Genomic DNA, 26,076 nt, shown 5'->3' with positions numbered 1-26,076 from the left:
AGCCCCATTATCCGGCCTATGCCAACCCCATCGCTTTTGCTTTTGTCAGAAGCAATTGCATCAGTGGTTCGCGTTCGTTGGGCACCGTGTTGTCGAGTACGGCCTCCTTCAGTGCCTTTTTCAATATGCCGACTTCGCGAGATGGTCTGAGATGAAACATTTCCATAATCTCGTTGCCGTCTATCACGGGTTGCAACAGTCGTTTATAATCTTTCTCTTTCAAGTCGGCAATCTTCTCTCTCACAATACGGAAATTCTCTAAAAACCGCTGCTTGCGTATGGCATTCTTACTGGTAATATCGGCTTCGCAAAGGGTCATGAGGTCGTCTATATCATCGCCGGCATCGTTTACAAGTCGTCTCACAGCACTATCTGTCACGATGTCGTCGGCTATCACGATGGGGCGCATGTGCAAGTCTACCATCTTTTGCACATACTTCATTTTTGCATCCATCGGCAACTTCATCCTCTTAAATATTTGAGGCAGCATTTTCGCACCTATGTAGTTGTGGTTGTGGAAAGTCCATCCTGACGTATTGTCCCACCGTTTGCTCTTGGGTTTACCTATATCGTGTAGCAGTGCAGCCCATCGAAGCCAGAGGTTGTCGGTAGTTTTGCAGATGTTGTCGAGCACCTCGAGCGAATGGTAAAAGTTGTTTTTGTGTGCTTTTCCATTGCGGGTTTCCACCATATCCATGGCGCAGAGCTCGGGCATGATGAGGGGAAGCAGACCGGTGCGGTGGAGGTCTACGAAGCCTTTGCTCGGCGTGCGTGTCATCATGATTTTATGAAGTTCGTCGACAATACGTTCACCGCTCACTATCTTCAATCGGTCGGTATTGCGCACAAGTGCCTCAAAGGTTTCATCTTCTATGAAGAAATGGAGTTGTGTAGCAAATCTTACGCAACGCATCATGCGCAGGGGGTCGTCGGAGAATGTCACATCGGGGTCGAGTGGCGTGCGGATGATGCCGTCTTCCATATCGGCAATGCCGTCGAAGGGGTCTATGAGTTGACCGAAACGCTCTCGGTTCAGGCACACGGCCAAAGCATTGATAGTGAAATCCCGACGGCATTGGTCGTCTTCTAAAGTTCCATCTTCCACAATGGGCTTCCGCGAATCATGGCTGTAACTCTCCCGACGCGCTCCCACAAACTCAATCTCTATGTCGCGATATTTTACTTGTGCTGTGCCGAAACGTTTGAATACCGATAGATGTGCCTTGCGCCCCAACAGTTGTTTCAACCTGTCGGCCACCTTAATGCCGCTACCCACCACCACGACATCAATATCATTGGAGGGACGTTCGAGAAACAAATCGCGCACGTAGCCACCCACAACGTAGCATTCTAACTGTAAGTCGTCTGCCGCTTCCGAAATCCGATGAAAAATGTTTTGGTCGAGGAGGGTTGTTAGTTCTGGGTTGGAGAATATCTTCATTATTATACTTTCATTTCGTGTTGCAAAGGTAAGGAAAACTCGGGTAAAATGCGAACGATTCTTGGAAAAGGCTCAGTGTTGTGCGCCGAGCTGATGCCTTACGCGCCTACAGCACTCTATTTTGTTGTAAACACCAAGCAGAGGTTGCCTTTTTGGGGCGATGCCTTTGAAAGGGAAGCCTCGGAGAAGCGGGAGGACAATATAACAGGATATTTTGCGTTGCATAAGCATGCAATGGACAGATAGAATCAGACGCATAAAGATAGGGCTATTGGCAGTGGCAGTGGTTATTGCTGCGGGGTCGCTGGTGGTGTCACACTACCTGATTCGCGATATGGAGCGTGAGGAGCGCAGCAAGATGGAGGTGTGGGCGGAGGCGATGAATGCACTGAATAAAGCCGACGAGACTACCGATTTGAGCTTAGTCTTAAAGGTATTGAACAGCAACCACACGATACCCGTTATCGTGCTCGACAACCACGGCTCGGTACTCACCTACCGCAACATTGAGGCCGACGGCAACAACCGACGTACAAAAAACAGTATGCTATCCGAACGTGGCCGACGGCTGCGCGACGAAGGGCGATACATACGCCTGCACATCGACGGCTCAGACCATGCGTTCATCGACGTTTGTTATGACGATTCGCTCATGCTCCGCCGCTTGGCGCTCTACCCTTACGTGCAACTTGCCGTGGTATTACCGTTCCTTGGTGTGGCGCTCTTTGCGTTACTTGCCTCGAAACGTGCGGAACAAAATCGGGTATGGGTGGGGCTGTCGAAAGAGACTGCGCACCAACTTGGCACGCCGATATCGAGCCTGATGGCATGGACGGAGATATTGAAAGAGAATTACCCCGACGATACGCTCATCGGAGAGATGGAGCACGACGTGAGACGGCTGCAGTTGGTGGCTGACCGATTTTCCAAGATAGGGTCGATTCCCGAGCCGGTGCCGACCGACTTAAATGGCCTCTTGCGCAACGCAGCCGACTACATGGAGCGACGGATGCCCGCGGGTATCACCGTGACGTGCCACTTTCATACCTCGGAAATCATCGTACCGCTCAATGCGTCGTTGTTTGAGTGGGTCGTAGAAAACTTATGCAAGAATGCCGTTGATGCCATGAATGGCGCAGGGCGATTGACGCTTATGGCCGAAGAACAGGCGCACCGCGTGGTGGTGGAGGTGGAAGATACCGGCCGAGGCATTCGGAAGAAAGACCTTCGCAATGTATTCCGTCCCGGGTTTACCACGAAACCCCGCGGCTGGGGATTGGGGTTGTCACTGGCACGCCGCATCGTGGAGGAATATCACCGAGGGCGTATTTTCGTGAAGAGTTCCGCCCCCGGACACGGCACGACATTCCGCATCGAACTGCGCAAATAATCTCCCTTTTATGCGAGTTCGGGATAAAAGATTCTTATAATAACCCCAAAGGGGCGACAGACCTTAGACAGGGGTAAGCGGTAGCGCAGCCCCTATGTCCTGGAGTCCCGCTATCCAAGCCCTGAAACGAAGTTCGCTGAAACGGAGAGGAAGCAAAGGGTGACAGAACACCAACTCTCCACCCTCCGTCAACCCTACGGAGTTCATCTTTCCGCACATGCTTATCAGGGGTTGCGCTCTTACGAGCGCCACGCCCTGCCTAAGGTCTTACGCCCCGTCGGGGCTTATAGTCCGATTGCCTTATCCCGAACTCGCATATGAATAGACTGAAGAACTATTGTTATTGTCCAGTAAATTATTTTAAATTTTATACACCGTCTCATCCCCACAGATATTTCTTATCTTGAGGCGGAGAGGTTTGTTGTCTGAAGTAATTGTACCATCCCAAAAGGTTTTGGTATCAATACCATTCTTACGTACATAACCAAGGCGGTCAATGAGAATTTCGGAGTCGCTGTGCCAAGGAGAAGAAGCATCGGCAGAAGTACTATCAAGGCTGATGAACTCGATTGTTTCAAGTCCTTCTTCACTCAACGTGATAGGGTTAAATTCTTTACCACCATTCAACGCTTGTTGCTGTCCTTTAAGATTGAACTCTTCTATCTTCTTATTCACACGGTCGCTAAAGAAACGATTGATGCTTACTTGCCACACTTTGAAAGCCTCACCTTTTGGTTGGACTTTCTTCACATCAAACTCGGCATCGTCTTCTACAACAACGTTGTCGAGCACGTTCTTTAAGTCTCTCAGTTCAACCTCTATCAGCGTGTTGTTCTGCTCTTTAATGAATTGCTTTATTTCTTTTATATCTGTGATATCTATATAATAAACAACTACTTTTTTAGTTTCGTCAGGCAGGTCGGGCATTGCTTCTTTCAGAATGCGATTCATCAGTGCTGTGTCTAACAAGCGAGTACTACTATCCATTAAGTTTGGAAGATAAACAGGCAACATACCCTCTTTCGTATCATAAATACTTCCTTCCCAGAACTTATCGAGTGCATCTTCATTGCGAAGTCCAGGTATTAAGCTCTTTAGCTTGTCCATTGTCTGCACAGGGTTGCGATAGAGCGAAACGCCATCTTTTATCTCCATCACTTCAAACTCTGCCCCAGCCTTACGCAATCGGTCGCGTGTAGTCTCAATGCTGTTAATACCAATATCGCAATGAATAAACTTGCGCCCTAATCTATTTGCGACAGCTGCCGTAACGCCACTACCACCAAAGAAGTCTGCCACAAGCATACCCTCATTACTGCTGGCTTTGATAATACGTTCTAATAGGGCTTCGGGTTTTTGGGTGGAGTAGTTTATATCTTCTGATGATCTAAAAACAGCTGGACAATCGCTCCAAACGTCATCAATCATAGCTCCTTCAAATCTATAAAGCTCATCATTTTCTTGAGGCTTCCGCCCATTTTGAGAGATAAAACGATTTACATACATTTCAAATTTCACTTTGTCTTTGCGGGGAAAGTTCCTATAGGTTATTGCTTCTCCATCTTCACTATATTTAATCCATCTATTGTATAAAGAATTTTCTTGTATACTCTTACGTTGAACATTGTAGGTTACAATATCTCCTTTTGAATAAACATAAATGGTATCATGCTTTCGTGGGAAATAGGTTGGTATAGCTTTAATCCCACCAGGGTAATGCCACACAATCTCATTCCTAAACTTATCCTCTCCAAATATCTCGTCCATAAGAATTTTTACATAATGTCCTATGTGCCAATCCAAATGCACATAGATAGATGCGGTATCGCTCATAACAGCTTTGATTGCAACGAGATTCTCATACATCCAATTCAGATAGCGTTCCTTATCCCACACATCGCCATACATTTTTTCTTCGAAGTTGCGGAGGTCTTCATTATCAATCTCTGTCTCGGCTTGCTTAATAGCCTCTGCCACTTTTGGATTGCGACGAATATAAACCTTCTTGGCATAATCGGCACCACTTGCAAAAGGTGGGTCGATATAAACAAGGTCTACTTTCATTCCCTTTTCTTTAAGATAAGCACAGGCAGAAAGACATTCGCCACGAAGCACAAGATTATGATTAGGATTCTTGCCCACCACTTCTTGACTTTCTACTTCGTAGAGTGGCATACCACGCTGAATACGTTCAAAAACCTTACCGTTATCACGATAGCGGAGAATGCGCTGCGTGTGCACAAAGTTGTTGAGTATTGCTTGTCCTTCGAGGACATTGGGATCGTAAGAAATATATTTGATTGCCATAATTTGTCTTTATTTGAAAAATTGATTGATAGCGTTGATAGTCTTCTCATCTTGTTCAGTTGGTGTCATTGTATCTTCGATATACAAGAAACTGAATCGATTGTAACCAAAACGCTCGTTATTAAGTTTCACAAACTCTTCTTTCATAAACTGCCTGCGTTCGGCAAACTTGGCAGCAAAGCCTTCGCCTTTAGTCTCAATGATAAGTATTTGTTTGATTGTGTCCTGTTCATCTCTGCTAATCACTAAGAAGTCGGGCGTGTAATTGCCAAGTGGGCTCCAGTTCTTACCATGCTTCCTATAGCAACGTATTTTGAATTCGGTAAGGCTGTCATCGCCATTGAAATAAAACTCGAGTTGCTTATTACGTATGATGGTTTGAAGTGTCTTAGAGAAATATTTAACTTCGAAACCACTGTCAAACTTATAAGGAAGATAGTGATAAGTCTTGTCATTGATGTTGCTATCCATTGGCTCGTAACTATCGGGATTATCTAATAAGTCTTGTATAGTTTGCTCTTGCCTGCCTAATGTTTTAAGCGTATCAATGGTTGTTTGTATTTCTGCCTTTAGTTGTTTCTTTCCTTTATCTGCATCAACAATCTTTAATACTTGCTCTTGATCAGGAAAGTATTTAGAAGTATTGGCAACTTCTATTGTTGAATGGAAGTTTTTAATCTGAAGAAGTTCAGCAGTCTCTGGTATCACTTCCTCCTTCACATCAATAGAACGATGAGGAATAAAGGCTTTGCGCACGTTGGAGCGGACAGCCATTTGGTTGTACTCTCCTTTAAGAAAGTATATACCATTACGTGTCTCTGTTATAGTATCAAAGATAGTTTGCAGAGCGGTGGCATATTTTTTAAGCTGTGCCATGAATAACGTGCCAAAACTTTCTTTACAGATAAGATGCAGCCAACTATTAAATGTAATTGGTATATCATGCTCATCATCTTGCAACTGTTCTACTGTTTTGCTTTCTATTTCTCCTTTTAAGTTCTGTTGGCTGATGAGTTGTAAATCACTGGTAGAAAGAATATCGTCCCTTTGCAGTTCTTTCGGTGTGTTTAGTTCCTCTTCTAAAACTAATGTCGGGTAAGATACCTTCAGTTGAAAGAAATCAATAGGCGGTACACGCAGTTTTTCCATACGAGAAAAACGTTGCAAAGTGTGAAGTTTGGCACTCCCCCCTCTGTTAAGTTCCTCAATAGATGTATGCTGCTGCTTGTCCAATTCCTTGTTAAGTGTCTTGGCATTATCTTCATTAAGCCAAATAAGGGCAGTTTCTTTAGCCTTCTTTTCCACTTGTCGCAAACAACGGCAAGAGGTCTGTAATACCATATTTTGTGGGCATGCTCCTTTCTGGGGCAAAATAATACTAGCTAGGCTCTTACAATCCCAACCCTCTTTTCCTATCTGTGCTAATAGAATAATCTTTATCTTTGATAGCTTGGTATCTAATGAAGCAAATTCGGTAGCTGCACTCTCTGGGACGGAGTATTGTTTATTTCCTCCGTGATATTTAAGAATTGTATCAGTTGGTATTAACCCATATTTGCCGACGAGCTCTGCTGCAATTGGGTAGATCTCCTCTTCCAAATTCTCTATACGCCCGCAATAGACAGCCAACTTAGCACAAGTACCATTAGCATATACGAAATTGCCATAAGTATCAAGAAATTCGGTTATTCCTTTACGAACAATCGTATCATATCCTCCAGTAGAGACCTTTATCGTTGGCTGTTTTAAGAAGTTACCCACACCTTCTATCAATGGATAATAATAGACAACATTAGCAAGGTTCTTGTTTTGCAATGACAGGTTTGAATCCACATCCACCGACTCGGCAGAGGCGAGATAAGGTGTGCCCGAGAAGCCTAATACAGAGTTAAAGGTCTCTGTCTCTGTCCACCCGTTCACAACCTGTCGGAGTTTTATATCGCTGTCTGAAGCATGATGCACCTCATCAATGAAAACAGAAAGATGAGGGATCTTTCCAACAATGGAGCGAAGCTCGTTCGATATTTCAAGTTCCTTTAACTCCTTTTTACTTAGAAAAGATAGTTCATTGTTTTTATCATATTTATCAAGAATAACCTTTTCGGCATTGGTTACAGCAACCAAACCACGAACATAGTCTGACGTTAAATGACTATTTATCTTTTGTGCATTTGGATTTTTAACAAGATTACTTTTTTGTGCGGTCTTCTGTGCATCAAGTATTTCAAACTGAATCTCATTCTTAATTTGTGAAGCGACAGGTTCTGGTAGTATCCATGTAGGGTCAAAGTCTTGTATATTCTTAATGCTGGGAAGAATCGAAGACTTCAGACCAGATGGAGCCAATATCATAAAGTTATGCGCAAAGGCAGGATTGTCGGGTTCATTCAGGGAAAAATACAAGTCAAGATAGATAAACGCAGCCATCAAATATGTCTTACCGGCTCCCATTGGCAAACTAAAAATATAGTCAGGATAAGCTACATCATAAAAAAACTTCTTAAAGACTGATACATAATCGATTGTATCAGGATTCTCTTCAATATATTTCTTTAATGTTGGTGCAGAAACATTCCCTTGCTCATCAGGCTGACAAGCATATTCATAAAGAGAAGCTGCTGCTTTATCAGTTTCAAGAATATGCCTTCCCTTAGCTGTAAGACTCATATTATCAAGATTGAGAGATAAGAAATCACCCTCTGTGAAAAGTCTCCATAAAGGCTTGTTGTCACATTTTATTTTCAAGAATAGATAAGTCTTAATTGCATCAATCTGAGCATCGCGCATCATGCCTTTACTTTCAATATATGAAAGCAAAGATTTGACAGAGCAGTCTACACGGCTTAACCATTTGTCCCTCTTTCGTTGTATGATGTTGTAGAACATTATTATTTCACTATTTATTTTTTATTCTTAGTGCTTGTCTTCTGATAATTGTTACTCATTTTAGTATTAACCGTTTGCAAAGATAGTAAATATCATTGTGTTAGCAGAGCTGAATGAGAGGGAAAAGAGATTCGCTTTCCGATTATTCGTCAGTTTGAAAAGATGATGTTTGCCAAGAAAGGTTGCCGACCTTTCTACGTACAAACGCCATCTGTACGGGGCACGAATGCCGACTTACGCTAAAAAACTTTATCTTTACGGGAAAGAGACGGTGCGTTGTATCGTACCTTGATAGGTATTGACAGTGAGTGTGACTCGGTCGCCCGCATGGTAGCGACCAGCAGGCAGGCTGATATAAACACGATGGGAATAATACTCGGGTACGTTGTTCTGGGCGTGCAACAGGCGCAGATGGTCATGACGTTTGCCCTCGGCGTCGGTCTCTGTGCCATCTATCACCATGCCTAACTGCTGACGGGCATCGGGCACATCGCCCTTTCCGGTCTTCAACAATATACTTAAGTTGATGTATTTACGATTTTTGCTCAACCAAAGGCTTTCGAGTGTCACAGGGTCGGTGGGCACATGGGGCAGTGTGGAGGCAGGTTGCAAGGCCAGCACAGCCACACGAACGGCAGCAAGGGGTTTGTAGGCTGCATCGTCCGTTCGCTGATAATAGAGCAGTGTGCGGTAGAGAGTGTCGGCCTTTGATGCCCAATTGCAGACCAACGGCGGCGACAGACGTATGTGTTCGCCGGCATCATTCACAGCATGGTCTATACGCCCGACGGCCGATGTATGGGCTTCTGCAAAGTCGGCACGCAGATAAGACAACGCATTGTCGCCCGACTTATAGTCGTTGAACTCGCAGGCAACGAACAGGAGACACAGGGTTGTTATAGAAATGAATTGACGCATGGCAGAAGGGGAATGAGTATAAAACGGCCGTCAGTCTACGACACGATGGTGGTTGATGACGGGGTTGGCATACATGGTAAGCAGACGGTTGCGCAGAAAGTCGTCGTCTCGATGGGGTAGGTCGATGAGAGCGAGGCGTTGCGCGATGTATTCATCGAACTGTCGGATGTCGTCAGACGTGTATCGGTCGGCATGTCGGTCGGTGTTTGCCAGGCGATCGGCAGCTATGTAGTTGATAGGATACAAGCGGTAATGCCGGTGTATCTGTCGGTCGATGTAGGCGGCGATGGTATCGAAGAGTTCCGTCTTGGGTATATCAGGGCCGAGTGTGTGCAGGAAATCGTCTATACAAGGCGCACAATGATAGTGGATGTGGCCTTTGTAGCCCGTGATACCGGTCTGCATGCTCACGATGTCGTCGGCGGGCGACTTGCGGAAGAGGGCATCGTCTCGTTTCTGTTGAAACTCTTTAGCCTTCAGGAAATCGCAGGGGTCGTATTCATAAGAGATGGTGAGCGGCACGATATGCAGGGCTGAAAGACGCTGGATGAGAGAACCTTCGCCACCCATAGCGAGCATTTTAAGTACGGCGGGCTGGGTGCGGTCATCGGAATCCTTGGCACGTCCTTCACGCTGGGCTATCCATATATTTTCGTTTTTGCTGTCGATAGCAAAGTGCATGTAGTCCGACAGCCTCTTGCTGGCGAGCAGCATCTGTCGCATAGGTAAGTTCCGCTCCACGATAAAAGATTTATTGACCCTCACGAGGTCTTTCACCCACGGCAGGGAAAGCAGGTTGTCGCCGATGGCTATCTCGCAGGTGGTGGTGAAGCCGGCATCGAGCAAGAGTTTATCGAGCAAGGCGGAATCAAGCACAATGTCGCGATGATTGCTCACAAAGGTATATCGTTTCTGCGTATCAATGGCCTTGGTATCCATATCGCAGCTCTTCGCCGTCTTACCCAACAGATGTTCAAGGAAGCCGTAGCAGAAAGCCTTTTGGAAATCGAGGCTGCTCTTACATTGCAGCATCTTGGCTTGCAACACCTCGAAAGGGATGTCGGGGAAGACGTAGGCGAGAACTTGACGGAACTGCACATCGTTCAGGAGGCGACGGAACACGTCGGGCAGTTCCTCTGGCTCAAAGGGGCGGATGGTATCGAATACTGCTGGTATTTTCATGACATGGATGTGATGGGTAAAGTAAAGAGGGAAACGAGCAAACGAACTGCTTGGCCAATGGATAGCCCGTTTCGTTTCCTCATTTCCCTCATATCGTTTAGAATTGGTTCTCTACGATTTCTGTCAGAACCTCGGTTATATTAAGTCCGGCAGCACGTATCTGCTGCGGTATAAAGCTGGTAGCGGTCATGCCCGGTGTGGTGTTCACTTCTAACATATTGATTTTCTCCGTACCATCTTCGTTCTTTGTGATGATATAATCAATACGGATGATTCCATTGCAATGGAGTATGTCGTAGATGGCATGGGTGATTTGTTTCACCCGTTCGGCAGTCTCTTCCGACAGACGTGCCGGAGTGATTTCCTGCACCTGCCCGTTGTATTTTGCATCGTAATCGAAGAACTCGTTGCTCGTTACCACTTCCGTAGCGGGTAGTACAACAGACTTTTCACGCGTCTTGTAGCATCCGATGGAAATCTCCGTGCCTTTCAGATACGACTCAATCATCACTTCATCGCTCTCCATAAACGCATTACGCAACGCGGGAGCCAGTTGGTCTATGTTCTTTACCTTAGAGACACCAAAGCTACTCCCGTCTGCTGCGGGCTTCACAAAGAAAGGCAAGCCTATCTTCTCTTCTATCGTCTTTTCGTCTATCTGGTCTTCAAAGCCCCGGCGAACCAATATACTTTCAGCTACACTGACACCGTAACCGCGCAGATATTGATTCAATACAAACTTGTTGAATGTAAGCGCTTCTACCAAAACGCCACTCGTGGAATAAGGGATATGCAGCAGTTCAAAGTAGCCTTGCAGAAGCCCGTTCTCCCCCGGGGTACCGTGTATGGTGATATAAGCATAGTCAAACAGCATAAACTTGCCGTTCTCCATGAAAGAGAAGTCGTTTCTATCAATGGGCGCAACGTCACCGTTCGGCAGATTTACTCGCCAGTCTTGGCCTTTGATGTCTACGATATATACATTGTAACGCTCTTTGTCGAAGAAAGAATACAGCCCTTGCGCCGAACGTAATGATACGTCGTGTTCGGATGAATCGCCACCGCAAACGATGGCAATGGTTCTCTTTATACTTTTCATGTGCTATATAGTTGTTTTATGTTCGTTGCCTTTGATGAATCCCCGCCAACGTTTCAAAAGTGCAGACAGGTCTTCAGGGAGAGGTGAAGTGAAGTCCATTTGTCGGCCGGTGGTGGGATGTATAAATCCTAACGTCTGTGCATGGAGGGCTTGACGCGGACATATTTTCAATCCATTCTGTACAAATGCCTTGTAGGTGGAGCTGCGATTACCTCTCAGTATCTCTGTTCCGCCGTAACGCTCATCACCAAACAATGGATGCCCTATATACTTCATATGTGCCCGTATCTGATGGGTTCTGCCCGTTTCCAGCACACATTCTATCCATGTCGTATAGCCGAAACGTTCCAACACCTTATAATGCGTCACTGCGGGTTTACCCATTTCCGAGTCAGACGGCAAGACCGTCATGCGTAATCGGTCTTTGGGGTCGCGAGCGATGTTGCCTTCTATCCGGCCTTCCTCATCGGTAAAGTTGCCCCATACCAAAGCTACATAGCTGCGATGGGTGGTCTTATTGAGAAACTGTACGCCTAATTTCGACTTTGCCTCCGGTGTTTTGGCTATCAACAGCAGACCGCTCGTGTCTTTATCGATGCGATGCACCAATCCCACTTCAGGGTCATTAGGGTCATAGGTGTCAAGGTCTTTCAGATACCAAGCCAGCGCATTCACCAACGTACCATGAAAGTTGCCTGCTCCCGGATGAACAACGAGACCCGCCGGCTTGTTGATGACCATTAGATCATTATCTTCATATACCACCTCCAGCGGCATTTCTTCGGGTTCTATCGTAGTGTCGTGCTGCGGACGGTCGAGCATCAATGTGACCACATCCGAGGGGCGAACCTTATAGTTGCTCTTTACCGGCTTGCCATTCACATGGATAAAACCGGCATCTGCCGCATTTTGGATGCGATTCCTGCTGGAGTGCTGCATCTTCTCGAAGAGATACTTGTCAATACGCACGGGCATCTGACCGCTGTCTACGACTGTTCTGAAGTGTTCGTACAACGCCTGTTGCCCGTCGTCTTCCAAGTCTTCCACCGTCTCAAAGATGTTTTCTTCCGCCTTCATCCTCGCTCATCCTTTCTTGCCCGGTGTCTCCGGTCCTGTCACGACCTCAAATTCGTCCACATCGCTATTGTCCGGTTGTTCCGTCCCATGATTGTCTTCAAATATCGGATCAACGATATCTACCGAATCGGCATCGTCTCTTACCCCGTTCCCCACTTGTATCACAAGCAAATCTTCCACAGAAACGCGGTCGCCGGCATTAAGATGTTTGCCCTTGCAAATAATGCCGTAGACCCAATCTTTCTCGCCGGCCACGTATTGGGGGTTCCCTAATCTGAAGCCCATAGCTGTGAGTTTCGCCTGCGCTTCGCGAAGAGAACTGTTGTCAATCAAGTCGGGTAAGGTCAGCGTTGGCGAGTTCAATGCGTTCACTGTCACATAGATGATGTGCCCCGACTTTACTTTCTGGCCGGCTATAGGCGACTGTTCGAGGATGCAGTCGGGTGGTAATGTCTTCACGTAGCCCGTATCCGACACCACAATCTCCAAGCCCATGGTCTCCAATATCTTCTTTGCGTCGGCAAACGATTTACTCCTCAGAGCGGGAACGGCTATGGCTTCTCCATGATGCGTATATAGGTCAAGACCATATTTCGCACCCACTCCTAACAACAACACTACGCCTATCATGGCAAGGATGTTGCCCCAAAGGTATTTGCTCTTAAACTTTCCCACAAATTCCGAAGACTTCATGCCTGTCTGTTTTTGAGTGTCTTGGGAGTATTTGCGCAACTCTTTCACGACAGATACCGGCACACGACCATTTTGCTGCTACCGAGATGCCTACCCGAAAGCGTGGAACATCGGTCAGTGAGACCGCTTTCTACGCGTCGGTTACTTTCCACAAAGATACGATAAAACAAAAAAATGAGCAAATAAATGCCTGTTTATTTTCCATCATCGGCAAGTCATTGCCCCTCCGTATAAAAACAAAAGCAGCCAAGGACGTATCCCTGCTGCCTCATGTTTCTGTGTTTCAAACGCGCCGGACGCACCTTTTATTTCCCGTGGCGCTCGTCGGAAACGGTGAGTTTCTTACGTCCTCGTGCACGACGAGATGCCAATACGCGACGTCCGTTCTTTGTGGCCATTCTCTCGCGGAAGCCGTGTTTGTTCACTCTTCTTCTGTTGTGAGGCTGAAATGTTCTTTTCATTTTACTTATCTATTTTATTTGTTATTCATTCAAATGGTTTGGGGTGCAAAATTAGTCATTTCTTTTTATATCACCAAAGATTATCTCGCTTTTAGTTCCTTTTAAGCCATTTTTTCCTTCAAGCTACAATCGGTCATGAGCAGTCTGATGACCAATTGGGCTTAAAATGCTGTCATCGACATTTCTCCGCCGTGTCCCTTCGCGATTCCTCCTGTCTTTATTTTGTCATTCCCTATATTTCCACTACCTTTGCAGCTATATTCACATAACCTCAAACAGAATGAAAAGACCGATTTTCTTACTCTTGTTCATGCTCTTACCGATGGCTTTCTACGCACAGAAAGCCAAAGAAGACTTCAAACGAGACCGCACACTCTCAGGCAGCAACTATGTGGCATATCCGGGACCCCACAAGGCCATGCTCACAAAAGCTCCTGCCGGATATCAACCTTTCTATCTCAGCCACTACGGAAGGCATGGCTCCCGTTACCTTATCGGTACCGCAGACTACGACAAACCTTACTTCGAGTTGCTGAAAGCCGACAGCCTCGGCAAGCTCACTGCTAAGGGGAAAGAGGTGCTTCGCAAAGTACGGATGATTCGGGAAGAAGCACTCAGCCGCGACGGAGAGCTTACTTTACGCGGTGCACAGCAGCATCAAGAGATTGCCCGACGTATGTTTAAGCGATTCCCGCAAATCTTTCAGGGCAACGTACACGTAGATGCCAAGAGCACCATTGTGATACGGTGCATCCTCTCCATGGAGAACGCCCTGCAAGAACTTAGCCGGCTCAACCCTCATCTCCGCATTTCCCACGATGCAAGCATGCATGACATGTATTACATGAACTTCAACGACACCTTGCTGTTTAAGCAACGTATGCCCGAAAAGGCACGAAAGGCCTTCGATACGTTCTACGATCGCCACGACAAACACGAGCGCGTCATGCGTGAAATCTTTAATGACGACACTTATTGGGCAAAGAAAGGCTACGGCAGATACATGAACTACGCCCTCTTTAAGATGGCTTCCAACGTGCAGAGCACAGAGTTACGCCACCAATTGTCGCTCTACGACCTCTTCACCGACGAGGAAATCTACGAAAACTGGTTGCCTCGCAACGCGTGGTGGTATATCAACTATGGCGCATCGCCACTCAACGGTGCCAAGCAGCCTTACTCCCAACGTCGTCTGTTGCGTCGCATCATCCACGAGGCCGATAGCTGCATGGCGCTTGAACATCCGGGGGCAACCCTCCGTTATGGACATGACACGATGGTAATGCCGCTGACCTGCCTGCTCGACCTCAACGGTTTCGGTCAACAAATAGAAGACCTCGAACAGTTGGATAAAAGCGGTTGGCGCAACTACGAGATATTTCCAATGGCCTGCAACATTCAGTTCGTGTTTTATCGGCGCAGCTTAGCCGACAAAGATGTTATCTTTAAAGTGCTTCTCAACGAAGATGAAGCCTCGCTGCCACTGAAAACCGACATCGCTCCTTATTATCATTGGAAGGATTTCAAAGACTTCTTCTTGAAGAAACTCAACGACTACGAGCCATCATCCCCAATCGTTCATTAGACCGCTTATTGACCATTTTTATATAGATGACATGGCTTCCTGCCATCTTTTATTCGCTTGTCGACATCTTGCCTACCGCCCTTTCCCGACGTAGTCCGCTACACTTTCGACAAGACGGCAAACCCTCTGAACGACAATCCAACAAAATCTGCATAGCCTCTCATGAGCGGTTTAGGATAAACAGAAGAGCTTTCCCCACAACGGAGAAAGCTCTTTTTTCATTCATCACAAACCGATGCAGGCATCATCGCCCGTCGGTCTTACCAAGCATCCAATCGGTCTTTGATGTCGGGCATCTGTTCTTTCGAGAATGTAGGGTCTTTCATGCCTGCCCGTTTCTGTGCCCTATAGTCTTTCAAGAGGAACGACACCTGCCTGAACAGCAAGACAATGGCCACGAGATTGCAAAATGTGATGAGCGCCATCATCAGGTCAGCCAAGCTCCAAGCTAAGTCTAAAGACATCATCGCACCCCACATCACCATCACGCCGACCACCACTCGATAAGCATCCAGCACCCAACGACGCTGCGTAATGAAACGTATGTTGGCCTCGCCGTAATAGTAATTGCCGATGATACTACTGAAAGCAAACATCAGAATCATAATGGCGATAAACACGTTGCCCAGCCCGCCTATCTGCGTAGACAAGGCCTCTTGCGTGAGTTGTATGCCATCGAAGTTGCCACGGGTATGCACGCCGCTCACAAGAATAATGAAAGCGGTACACGAACAGATAAGCAACGTATCGGTAAATACGCCCAAGGCCTGTATCAGTCCTTGCTTTACAGGGTGGGTTACGTAAGCCGTGGCAGCCACATTGGGTGCCGAACCCTCTCCCGCTTCATTGCTGAAAAGGCCTCGTTTGATTCCTTGCATCACGGTGGCGCCCAATCCTCCGCCCACGGCCTGATGCCAACCGAAAGCATCTTCCACAATGGCGAACAATACATCGGGTACTTTTGTAATGTTCATCACTATCATCACGAGTGCCAAAAAAATGTAAGTGAGCGCCATGATGGGCACGATAGCCTCGCTGATTTTCGCTATCCGGTGGATGCCTCCAAAGATAATAGCCAATGTAGAGGCAGTAAGCACAATCCCCATCCACAGTGCATCCACATCGAAAGCTTTCATCCATGCCGCTGTAATGGTGTTGCTCTGCACCGAATTGTAAGCCATGCCGAACGTGATACTGATGAGTACGGCAAAGAGCACACCCATCCAACGCTGCCCGAGCCCGTGGAGCATATAGTAAGCAGGGCCTCCGATGAACGAGTCTTTTGCCTTTCGCTTATACAATTGGGCAAGAGTTGACTCTACAAAAGCGGTGGCCGAACCCATTAGGGCTATCACCCACATCCAGAAAACAGCACCCGGGCCGCCTACGGTAATGGCCGTTGCCACACCTGCAAGATTGCCCGTACCCACACGGGAAGCAAGAGAGACCATGAAAGCTTGAAACGATGACACGTGATGCGTTTTCGCCTTACCGGTAGAAGGCACAGCATCGCCTAACAAACGAACCATCTCCCGCAACATGCGAAACTGCACAAAACGGGTTCGGAACGTAAAGTAAACGGCGCAACACACCAGCAACGTGACCAATACATACGACCAAAGCACATCGTTGGTTTGTGCCAATAGCTTTTCTAACATACAGTATTATTTTTTCGTTGATAAGTTGTTGAGAATCACCCGTATAGCGGGTTGTATGAAAGAGCTATGCTTTGACGGCGTAAAAGCATAGCTCCTGCACGCTCAAAGCTATGCTTCAACAGCCTGATAGCTTAGCTTTCTGAAAACCATGTCTCACCCTCTATATGACCGAGGGTAAGACAAGGGGGGCTCCACACGGTGCAACAAGCCGTCGGGAGCTTTCGTATTAAAGTGTTTTAGACGGGTAGAGGGCATCCCACCACGTGTTATCACCCTTCAGATATTTGGCAAACCAAGCGAAGATAGTATTCTGCCATTTGATTCGTTTGTGGTAATCGCTGATGATATGGTTTTCTTTATCCACCACCACAAAGGCCGTTTCGCGTCCCAAGAGCTTCAAGGCATTGAACATCTGGATGCTCTCGCCGATGGGTACATTTGTGTCTGCATTGCCGTGAAGGAAAAGTATCGGCGTATGAATCTTGTCTACATTGAACAACGGACTTTGGTTGACAAAGAGTTCTTTGTCTGTCCACGGATAACTGTTGGCCATGGATGTCTCACTGTAAGAATAGCCCCAATAACCTTCTCCCCAATAGCTGGCGTGGTCGCTGATACCTGCGTGAGAGATAGCTGCTGCGAAAATGTCGGTCTGTGTCTGTAGGTATTGCGTCATAAAGCCGCCATACGATGCCCCGATACAGCCCACTTTCTTGCTGTCTACGTAAGCATGTTCGCGCAAAAAGCCTTTCGTCACGTCTATGATATCTTCGGCAACGCCCCGTCCGGCGGTGTTGACATGACGTGCAGAGAATGCCTGCCCGAAGCCGGCGGCACCACTTGGATTGATAATCAGCATCACATAATCCTGTGCGGTGTAAACGTTGGCGGGATAACCGTTCTTGAATGCACGGCTCGTAGGCCAGCAACCGCCATAATAATAGACAATCATGGGATACTTCTTCTTCGCATCGAAATGGGGCGGAAGATAGTAACGGGCGGAAATGGTGTCACCTCTGGAGGTCACAAAGTCATACGGGCGACACGTTCCCAATGTCACTCCTTCGAGCCGTTGCTTGCTGAGGTCTTCGATAAGACTGCTCTTCTGCGTCTTCATATTCAGCAAATAAAGGCGGTCGGAGTTAGAGACACTCTCGCCGAACCACGCTGCCATGGGCGAACGGGATGAGAGATGGAAGCCCGAAACGAACTCTTCGGCCGTAGGAATCTGCACAATCTTGCCCGTAGAAGGGTTCGCACGGAACAAATGAACATAGTCTCTATCCATCGCAGTGAAGTATATCTGCCCGTCGGCATTGCTCCATGAACAGGAACTGACGCTGGGATTGAAATATTTGGTGAGTGCTTTCACGCGTCGGGTGGCCACATCGAGGGTGAATAACTGATGGTCGTAATTGCTGGGAGTCATACCTTCCGGCACGTTCTTACCTATCCCGTTGAATGCCTCGGGTGAGCCTACAATGCCGATTTGCTTGCCGTCGGGCGAGAAAAAGGCCTGACTCAAAAAGCCGTCATCTGCCACCAATGTATCGGCTTGCAGTGTTTTCACATCGAGACGGAGCAGCGACGAAAGGGTGGTCGGTCGCTTCGTGAGGCGGCTGTGGGATGTCATGAGCAGCAAGTATCTGCCATCTTCGGAGATGTCTTGTAACCAAACGTTGTGATGACCGTAAGTAAGCGGTTGGAGCAGGCCGGTCTTTACATCGAAGAGAGACAGCTTGCTACGGTTTCTCCAGCCGGGTTGCCGGTCGTCGGGTTCCACAATTTGATAGATATCCGGGTCTTCTTTTGCTCCTTCTTCCATTGTGGAGATAACCAGATAGTCGGCGTTCGGCGAGAGCGTTACCGTGCCTTCAGGTATATTTTTGGCAAGAACAGTCTCCTTACCGCTGACAATATCGGTCACAGTGAGCTGTCGCCCATCGTCTGTTCGCTGCATTGTGTAGTAGCGGTCGCTATGGGGCATCCACGAAAGAGATTGGTCGCTTTCCTTTACGATGTTGCCCGTTCGCAGGTCGGTGATACGCCATAGATAGTTGGCTGTTCCGCTTTTATCGCGGTCGTAGTAGCAAGTGGTAAGATAACGGCCTGTTGGCGAGATGGATGTAGCGGAGTACTGTTTCCCGTTGAGCACGTCGAGAAGCGTATAAAGGCGCTCTTTCCCGCTGACCAACGTTAAGGCATCATCGGCTCCGGAGAGCTTTACATCGAGCGAATCGGTCTGCCCGCGTTGCGAGAGATATTTGATAGTAATGCAATGGGTCATAGGCAGTAAAGCCACGTCGCTGCCATTGCTTTCCTTTCCATCTACGTAAAGCGTGTAATGCTTCATGCCTTTCACGCTGATACCTACCTTTCTATAGACGGTGTTCTGTACGTCGAACTGCAACAAATGCAGGGCGAACGGCGCATCACAGGCGGGTGCCAAAGGGGCAGAAACGGTCTTCCCGTTGTTGGCAAGAGAAAGGTCGAGCGTGGCATTGAGCAGCATTTCGGGGTCGAAACGTTTCCCTTCAAGGTTCAGACTGTCAATCATCACGGGTGTTTTCACCACAAACGGACCGGCATAACGATAGTTACGCACCGGCAGGTCGGCAGCGGCGATAGGCGAAACAAGTGCCCATGCTGTTGCCAACAGTAAGATTTTCATTGCTTTCATAGTTGTTGTATAGTATTAATTGCTGTCGTTGGTTTCTTTCACTACTTTAGGACCACGCACTCTGTCCTTAGCCGTCAGACCCCTCTTTATCTGTATTTTCAAGCCATCACTTAAGCCTGTAATCACTTTCCGACGGTCAAACGTCTTCTTTTCGCCCGTACCTTTTATAATATATACATAGGTATCGTTACCACTGAACTCAATGGCGCTCTCGGGAACGGTCAGCACCTGTCGGGCGCTGGCTAAGACAATTTGAGCAGTGGCACTATATCCCGACCTGATGTTGCTGCCTTTCAGCACTTTTACAGCTGCCTTTATTTCAAATTGGTTGGCACCGTTGCTCTCTACGGCTTTAGGAGATATATATTCCAAAGCTGCGTCGAAATGCAGATTTTGCAAAGCTCCGATGGTAATCTTCATCTGCATGCCGGGCACCAACTGCCCCACTTCAGTCTCATCAATATTACCTCTGAATATGAGATCGTTCATGTTGGCCACACTCGCAATCGTGGTTCCGTCGTTGAAAGTGTTGCTTAAAATCACCGAATTGCCCACCTTCACGGGTATATCCAATATGATTCCGGAGATAGTGGAACGAACTAACGTCGAGCTGGCGCTGGCATTGCTCGACGAAACTCCATCGCGGACAACCTGCAAATTGTCTTTTGCGGCAGAGTGTTCTTCAAGCGTTTGGCGATATGTCTGCCGTATTTTTTCATATTCATCGGCACTTACCAGCCCTTTGTCGAACAGCGCTTTCTCCCTTTCATGTTCCTTTTTAGCCTGTTTGAGATTGATTTCCGCCAGACGAACTCTGGCCTCGGCTGCACTCAACTGCGCCATATCGGGTATTACTTTCACCTTTGCAATGACCTCACCTTGCTGCACATATTGGCCGGCCTCTTTGTAAATGTCGGTGATAATGCCTGAAACCTGCGGCTTCACATTCACTTCGTTGCGAGGTTCTATTTTGCCTGTAATCACTGTTGTCTTGCTGATGTCGCCGATTTTAGGCACAAATTCCTCGTAAATCACTGGTTGCGGCTGTGACTTCTGATAAAGAAACACGAACATGCCGATAAAGAGAAAGGCAATAATTCCTGCCACTATAAACTTCAAATAGCGCTTCATATCGTTTTTGTTTATATCTTTTTCTTGTTTTATACGTTGCTTTGTATCTGTTGTATGGTTACTCATCTCTCATGGCATCCACAGGTTTGATGCTCATGGCTCTAAGCGCGGGGGCTAAACCGGCTAAGCTACCAAGTAGGCCGAGCAAAGCCAATGCACCGAGAGCAGTCCAGAATTTCACTTGAAAATGTGCCGAAACGATGCCGTCGGACGTGTTTCCCATCTCTAAAAGTTGCAGGATGATGACCGCGAAAAGTATGCCGCTCATACCCGCAACAGCAGTCAGAACCATGCTTTCGCTGATGATTTGACCTAATATCATTCGCGGAGTAGCTCCTATGGCACGACGTATTCCGATTTCCGAAGTGCGTTCTCGAACCGTCACCATCATGATATTAGACACGCCGATGGCACCTGCAAACAGCGTACCGAGGCCTACTAACCAGATAAGAAAGTTCACTCCATCGAATAAACTGTCCAACATACCGAACAGAACCTCAGAGTTGAACACCATAATGCTTTTCTCGTCGGTGGGATCTACTATGTGGGCGCGAGCTATTACCTCACGCATATGGGGCGAAATCTTGCTCATCACGACGCCCGGCTTTGCCGTAACGCAGATTAAATGCACAGTATCGCCCTTATGATAGACTTGCTGCATGACGGGCAGCGGTATGGTAATGGCCTCTTGAGCGCTGCCGTCGATGTTCATGTTGCCTTCGCTATAATCTACGCCCACTATATTATAATAGGTGGAATCCACCCGTATCATCTGTCCGCAAGGGTCTCCTCCGCCCGGGAAAAGCGTCTTATAGACTTTCTTACCCAAAACGCAGACCTTGCGTTTCTGCTGCATATCCATGTCATTCAGATACCTTCCGTAGAACATTCGCGGAGCTTCCACGAGTTGATAAGAAGGCAGCAATCCTTTGATATTACAGGTTTCTTTCTTGTCGTTGAAAGCGGCCGTCCTGTCCCAATTGGGCAATACGGGTGTTACCACATCCAACTCGGGTACTTGTTCCTTCAGTCTGGCCACATCACTGTACACCATACTCCACGTTCTTCCTTTCCTAAAGCCTTTATAAGACTTTGTGGTAGGCCGTTCCCATATCATCGCCGAGTTGGTGGCAAAGCCCTGAAAGGTGTTGGAAAGCAATTCTTTCAATCCATTTCCGCCGCCCACCAATGCCACCAACATAAAGACACCCCAGAACACACCGAAACCTGTCAGGAAACTACGGCTTTTGTTTCTCGACAGTGTGTCTAAGATTTCTCGGTATCGGTCGATGTCTATTCTCATTTTGTTGCTTTCTTTTTCAGTCGGCACGGAGTGCTTCGATGGGGCGGATACGTGAAGCCCGACGCGCCGGAACCATTCCGGCAATCGTGCCGGCGATGACCATGACCACCGTAGCTTCTATGCAAACGTCTATGCCCACGGTAGGATTGACGAACATTGTGGCCTTAAATAAGCCCGAGTCTACTTGCGTATGACCCAGCGTTGCGTCCATATATTGGTTGGCGGCGATACCCAACAGCATGCCGATATATCCGAAAATAGTGGTAATAATCACGCTTTCTATGATAATCAAGCGCAGTATTGATGAGGGTTTTGCTCCGATAGCTTTGCGTATTCCGAACTCTCTTGTACGCTCCTTTACCGTGATGAGCATGATATTAGATACGCCCACAATGCCGCTAAGCAGGGTAAACAGTCCAATAATCCAAAGTGCCGTCCGTATGAAACCCATGCCTTGATTCATCTGCATGTTTTGAGTAAAGCGGTTCCATATCCACAATGCGCCCTCATCATCTGGTGCAACGTCGTGGTTTTGGTTAATATTGGCGCGATAAGTGGCCTCAAACTTATCGTTGTCGGCCATTGTTTCGAGGCCGTGAAAGGAAAAGACGATGTTGTCTAACTTGTCTCCTTCGTTGTACATTGCTCTGATGGTGGAGAACGCCACATAAGCGGCGTTGTTCATGCGGCTCTCATCGTTTTTGTAGATACCTACCACGCGAAAGGCAAATGCCCCCACTTTCACGTATCGCCCCACCAATGCCGATGCCCTTTCCGGCAAGAGTTCCTTGGCTTGTTCCTCGCTGAGCACGATGGATTTACGCTGTTCCGAAAGGTCGATGTCATTGATGAAACGGCCATAGAGCATTTCTTTCTTGTTGATAACGACCTCGTTGGGATATACGCCGCTGAGCGAGCCACTCACGTAGTTAGCCCCTTGGGCAATTGTTACGCCGCTTTTTGAGACTTCGGCACCCACGTCGTCTACGTTCGCAGCAAATCTATCGCCCGTTTCCTGCAGGTCTTTATCCGCCAAATGGATGTATCTTCCCTCTTTCAATCCTTTGTAAGACTTCGACGTATAGCCACCCCCCACCATCATGGAGTTGGCCAAGAACCTATCGGTATTGGCCAACTGGGCATTGATAAGCCCGTTTCCCGCACCTAACAGGAATATCAACATGAAGATACCCCATGCTACGGCAAACCCCGTCAGCGTAGTGCGGAGCTTGTTGCGTTTGGCCGTAGACCATATTTCCGTTAGAATATCTCGCATGCGTTTCTTGCTTTTCTTTTGGCGAAAGGATGGCTTGCGCTCCTTTCCGCCTCGTCGTTTACGGTTTTTCCACTGATGTTCCGGAGCAGGCGCAACCGCCTTTCAGCGGATAGGAGGTGGGCTTTCATCGTGTTTATTTCATGATGGTATTTGCTCCGAAAGGGCCTGCCGTATGGTTGGAATTGTCTTCTATCCGCCCAATCAGTCCGTCTTTGATGTGCACAATCTTGTCTGTCTCATTGGCCACGCCGCTCTCGTGGGTCACCACTACTATCGTCATACCGTCATCGCGGTGCAATTCTTTCAGCAGTTCCATGACCTCTACGCTGGTTTTTGAATCCAAAGCACCCGTCGGTTCGTCTGCCAATATGATTTGAGGCCTTGTTATCAGTGCTCTCGCAATGGCCACCCGTTGCTTTTGTCCGCCGGAGAGTTCATTGGGATAGTGCTCCGCCCATTGCGCCAAACCTAAGCGGTCGAGGTATTCCATGGCGAGTTTGTGGCGTGTGCGCCTGCTTGTTCCCTGATAAAAAAGCGGCAATTCCACGTTTTCTACCGCAGTTTTAAACCCGATGAGGTTGAACGATTGAAAGATGAAACCTATCATGCGGTTACGGTATTCGGCAGCCCGGCGCTCGCTCAAGTCTTTCATCAGCGTTCCGGCAAGGCGGTATTCGCCCGTATCATAATTGTCAAGAATGCCTAAGATATTGAGAAGTGTGGATTTACCCGAGCCCGATGAACCCATGATACTTACGAATTCGCCCTTCCCGATGTCGAGATTGATGCCTTTGAGCACATGCAAGGGTTGCCCGTTGTTGTAGGTTTTATGAATGTTTTCAAGATGTATCATAAGTTGAGCGTTGAGAAAGCGCAGGTTGGTTTCTGCGCTTTCATCTGTTCCTATAAATGAGACTACAAATGTAACGATAAAGTTGCAATCTCTTTGTAAATGGCTTCTATTTAAAACAAATTTAACGAATAACCGCCTAAAACAAAGCCGTCATTCTACGGGATTTCACCCTGCGGCGGAGAACAGCGTGGGGGCATCCCATCAACAGCTCGCCCGCAAAATCGTAAAAGCATAGCTCCAATGTGCTGAAAGCATAGCTCCAATACCGACAAAGCATAGCTTTAACAGCTTCAAAGCTATGCTTTTACAATGTTCTTTCTATCCGTCTGAAATTCAATTACTTACCCATTGTGTGTTCGTATCTCGAAAGCAAAGGGGCGACAAGCCTGCCATCATGTGCCGAAAGCCCTGTTCTCACCTCCGTCTCTCCCTCCTCCCCCACCATGTTTCATCGCTTGTTTTGGCATAAAAGCACAGGGTTTCGTATCAGAAAAAAGAGACAGGAAACCACTGTTTTTCATCTTTCAGACAAACAGAGCTTAAAAAACATAGCAAAAAATTTGGTGATAGACGGGAAAACCTTTACCTTTGCACACCGAAATTGTCCTATGGTGTAATGGTAGCACAACAGGTTTTGGTTCTGTTTGTGGTGGTTCGAATCCGCCTAGGACAACTGTTTCGCAAGCTATTAGCTAATGTATTGTTTTTCAATACATTAGCTAATTCTCTTTATTCCCGTTAAGAAGAGCCTATCCACCATCAGGCCTATGCTCCTGCACACGCCACTTTCCCTCTGTTCTTTCAGGCCATTTGACAGAGAGATTCTTACCCTGAGCCCTCAAAGAAAGTGGAAAATTTGGCTTTCCCTGCATCGATTACGTTGAATTTCCGTATATTTGCAGCTAAATTCAGAAAACCTAATATCTTATCACTCAAATAATACCATATGTCTACAAGCATTCACAGAACAGACAATGTACTTCTCATCTATACCGGAGGAACCATCGGCATGGGACACAATGCCAAGACAGGAGCACTTGAACCCCTTGATTTCAACCACCTCATCAGTTCGATTCCCGAATTTGAAACCATCTCTACAAAGATTGATGTCTACCAATTTGACCCGCCCATCGACTCGAGCAACATGTCGCCCAAGCTGTGGAGCCAATTAGTAAGGATTATTGCCGAGCGTTACGACCTGTACGACGGCTTCGTCATCCTTCACGGAACCGACACCATGTCGTACACGGCCTCGATGCTGTCGTTCTTGTTAGAGAATCTGACCAAGCCCGTTATTCTGACCGGAAGCCAACTGCCCATGGGACAACTGCGCACCGACGGCAAAGAAAACCTTATTACAAGCATCGAGATTGCTGCCGCCCATCACAACGACGGCACGCCCATCGTGCCCGAAGTCTGCATCTATTTCAATGGCCGACTTCTGCGCGGCAACCGTTCGACGAAACAGAATGCAGAAGGTTTCGATGCTTTCGACTCATTCAACTATCCCCACCTTTGCGATGCCGGCGTAAATATCAACTATCATGAGCGAAACATTCTCTGCCCCGACTTTGCAAAACCCATGATACCCCACACAGCTATCGACCCCAATGTCATCATCTTCTCCCTCTTTCCCGGTATACAAGAGCACCTCGTTAAGCCCATGCTCGACGTGCCCGAGCTACGTTCCATCGTCATGCGCAGCTTCGGAAGCGGCAATGCCCCCCAAGAGCCTTGGCTCATCGAAATGCTCAAACACGCCTCGGAGCGTGGCGTAGTCATCGTAAACATCAGCCAATGCGTGGCCGGCTCGGTAGAGATGGCACGCTACGACACCGGCTATCAACTCAAAGACACCGGCATTATCAGCGGATATGACAGCACTGTTGAGAGTGCACTTACCAAACTCATGTTCCTACAGGCTCAATACACAGACAACGACCACATATGCCACTTCATGGACAAGGCCATTGCAGGCGAGATTTCCAGATAATCTCTTCCCTAAAAACCCTCAAGAAACGGAGAACGAGTTTTATGTTGTGACGCGTCCTCCGCTTTTTTATGTCTCGTGCGCAACAGCCCGAACACCTCTCCTCAACACAGATGCTCACCGCCGGCCGCATATTTCATGAGAAG

The 26,076-nt window shown here is 47.5% G+C and carries 18 protein-coding genes and 1 tRNA gene; 4 read left to right on the top strand and 15 right to left on the bottom strand.

Translation table 11 applies throughout. The features are described from left to right. Nucleotides 1-16: 16 nt before the first annotated feature. A complete protein-coding gene (locus HMPREF0658_RS08485) occupies nt 17-1,441 on the bottom strand; it encodes a CCA tRNA nucleotidyltransferase (RefSeq protein WP_006950181.1) in 1,425 nt (474 codons plus the stop codon). A 229-nt stretch (nt 1,442-1,670) separates the two neighbouring features. Here HMPREF0658_RS08485 and HMPREF0658_RS08475 point away from each other — a divergent pair, with 229 nt between their 5' ends. Further along, a complete protein-coding gene (locus tag HMPREF0658_RS08475; protein WP_006950177.1) occupies nt 1,671-2,831 on the top strand; it encodes a sensor histidine kinase in 1,161 nt (386 codons plus the stop codon). A 360-nt stretch (nt 2,832-3,191) separates the two neighbouring features. Here HMPREF0658_RS08475 and HMPREF0658_RS08470 read toward each other — a convergent pair whose 3' ends face one another. From HMPREF0658_RS08470 to rpmH, 8 genes are all read right to left on the bottom strand, one after another. Continuing rightward, nucleotides 3,192-5,138: a DNA methyltransferase gene (locus HMPREF0658_RS08470; RefSeq protein WP_006950174.1), complete on the bottom strand. Its 1,947-nt coding sequence runs from the start codon at nt 5,136-5,138 to the stop codon at nt 3,192-3,194. Nucleotides 5,139-5,147: 9 nt separating this feature from the next. Beyond that, nucleotides 5,148-8,024 carry a DEAD/DEAH box helicase family protein gene (locus HMPREF0658_RS08465; protein ID WP_006950171.1) on the bottom strand — a complete coding sequence of 959 codons (2,877 nt, stop codon included), beginning with the start codon at nt 8,022-8,024 and terminating at the stop codon, nt 5,148-5,150. Nucleotides 8,025-8,279: 255 nt separating this feature from the next. Further along, nucleotides 8,280-8,942 (bottom strand): NigD1/NigD2 family lipoprotein, encoded by a 663-nt coding sequence (locus HMPREF0658_RS08460; protein WP_006950169.1) that lies wholly within the window; start codon nt 8,940-8,942, stop codon nt 8,280-8,282. A 30-nt stretch (nt 8,943-8,972) separates the two neighbouring features. Then, nucleotides 8,973-10,124 (bottom strand): 1-acyl-sn-glycerol-3-phosphate acyltransferase, encoded by a 1,152-nt coding sequence (locus HMPREF0658_RS08455; protein WP_006950167.1) that lies wholly within the window; start codon nt 10,122-10,124, stop codon nt 8,973-8,975. Nucleotides 10,125-10,221: 97 nt separating this feature from the next. Continuing rightward, nucleotides 10,222-11,223, bottom strand: a complete 1,002-nt coding sequence (locus HMPREF0658_RS08450) for a D-alanine--D-alanine ligase (RefSeq protein WP_006950166.1) — start codon at nt 11,221-11,223, stop codon at nt 10,222-10,224. 3 nt (nt 11,224-11,226) lie between these two features. Then, nucleotides 11,227-12,300, bottom strand: a complete 1,074-nt coding sequence (locus HMPREF0658_RS08445) for an RluA family pseudouridine synthase (RefSeq protein WP_006950165.1) — start codon at nt 12,298-12,300, stop codon at nt 11,227-11,229. A 6-nt stretch (nt 12,301-12,306) separates the two neighbouring features. Continuing rightward, complete coding sequence (locus HMPREF0658_RS08440) at nt 12,307-12,993, bottom strand: PASTA domain-containing protein (RefSeq protein ID WP_024990878.1); 687 nt, start codon at nt 12,991-12,993, stop codon at nt 12,307-12,309. A gap of 305 nt (nt 12,994-13,298) precedes the next feature. Then, a complete protein-coding gene (gene rpmH / locus HMPREF0658_RS11120) occupies nt 13,299-13,454 on the bottom strand; it encodes a 50S ribosomal protein L34 (RefSeq protein WP_024990877.1) in 156 nt (51 codons plus the stop codon). A 280-nt stretch (nt 13,455-13,734) separates the two neighbouring features. Between rpmH and HMPREF0658_RS08430 the strand changes: the two genes are divergently transcribed. Then, entirely contained in the window at nt 13,735-15,039 is a 1,305-nt protein-coding gene (locus tag HMPREF0658_RS08430; RefSeq protein WP_006950162.1) for a histidine-type phosphatase, read from the top strand. 260 nt (nt 15,040-15,299) lie between these two features. Here HMPREF0658_RS08430 and HMPREF0658_RS08425 read toward each other — a convergent pair whose 3' ends face one another. From HMPREF0658_RS08425 to HMPREF0658_RS08400, 6 genes are all read right to left on the bottom strand, one after another. Then, a complete protein-coding gene (locus tag HMPREF0658_RS08425) occupies nt 15,300-16,697 on the bottom strand; it encodes an alanine/glycine:cation symporter family protein (protein WP_006950160.1) in 1,398 nt (465 codons plus the stop codon). Nucleotides 16,698-16,923: 226 nt separating this feature from the next. Next, the gene (locus HMPREF0658_RS08420; RefSeq protein ID WP_006950158.1) at nt 16,924-19,377 is read right to left on the bottom strand and encodes a prolyl oligopeptidase family serine peptidase; all 2,454 of its coding nucleotides are present in this window, start codon (nt 19,375-19,377) and stop codon (nt 16,924-16,926) included. A 15-nt stretch (nt 19,378-19,392) separates the two neighbouring features. Continuing rightward, nucleotides 19,393-20,508, bottom strand: a complete 1,116-nt coding sequence (locus HMPREF0658_RS08415; RefSeq protein ID WP_040557863.1) for an efflux RND transporter periplasmic adaptor subunit — start codon at nt 20,506-20,508, stop codon at nt 19,393-19,395. 58 nt (nt 20,509-20,566) lie between these two features. Then, nucleotides 20,567-21,811 carry an ABC transporter permease gene (locus HMPREF0658_RS08410; RefSeq protein WP_024990876.1) on the bottom strand — a complete coding sequence of 415 codons (1,245 nt, stop codon included), beginning with the start codon at nt 21,809-21,811 and terminating at the stop codon, nt 20,567-20,569. Nucleotides 21,812-21,827: 16 nt separating this feature from the next. Then, nucleotides 21,828-23,087, bottom strand: coding sequence for an ABC transporter permease (locus HMPREF0658_RS08405; RefSeq protein WP_006950151.1), 1,260 nt, complete (start codon nt 23,085-23,087; stop codon nt 21,828-21,830). A gap of 133 nt (nt 23,088-23,220) precedes the next feature. Next, a complete protein-coding gene (locus HMPREF0658_RS08400) occupies nt 23,221-23,940 on the bottom strand; it encodes an ABC transporter ATP-binding protein (protein WP_006950148.1) in 720 nt (239 codons plus the stop codon). 602 nt (nt 23,941-24,542) lie between these two features. Here HMPREF0658_RS08400 and HMPREF0658_RS08395 point away from each other — a divergent pair. Then, nucleotides 24,543-24,613 (top strand) — tRNA-Gln (locus HMPREF0658_RS08395). Between the two features lie 285 nt (nt 24,614-24,898). Continuing rightward, on the top strand, nt 24,899-25,933 hold the full coding sequence (locus HMPREF0658_RS08390) for an asparaginase (protein ID WP_024990875.1): 1,035 nt from the start codon (nt 24,899-24,901) through the stop codon (nt 25,931-25,933). Nucleotides 25,934-26,076: the final 143 nt, after the last annotated feature.

Source organism: Hoylesella marshii DSM 16973 = JCM 13450 (assembly GCF_000146675.1).
GTDB lineage: Bacteria > Bacteroidota > Bacteroidia > Bacteroidales > Bacteroidaceae > Prevotella > Prevotella marshii.
Note: the sequence above shows the minus strand (reverse complement) of the source record. Positions and strands in the feature narration are given on the sequence as shown.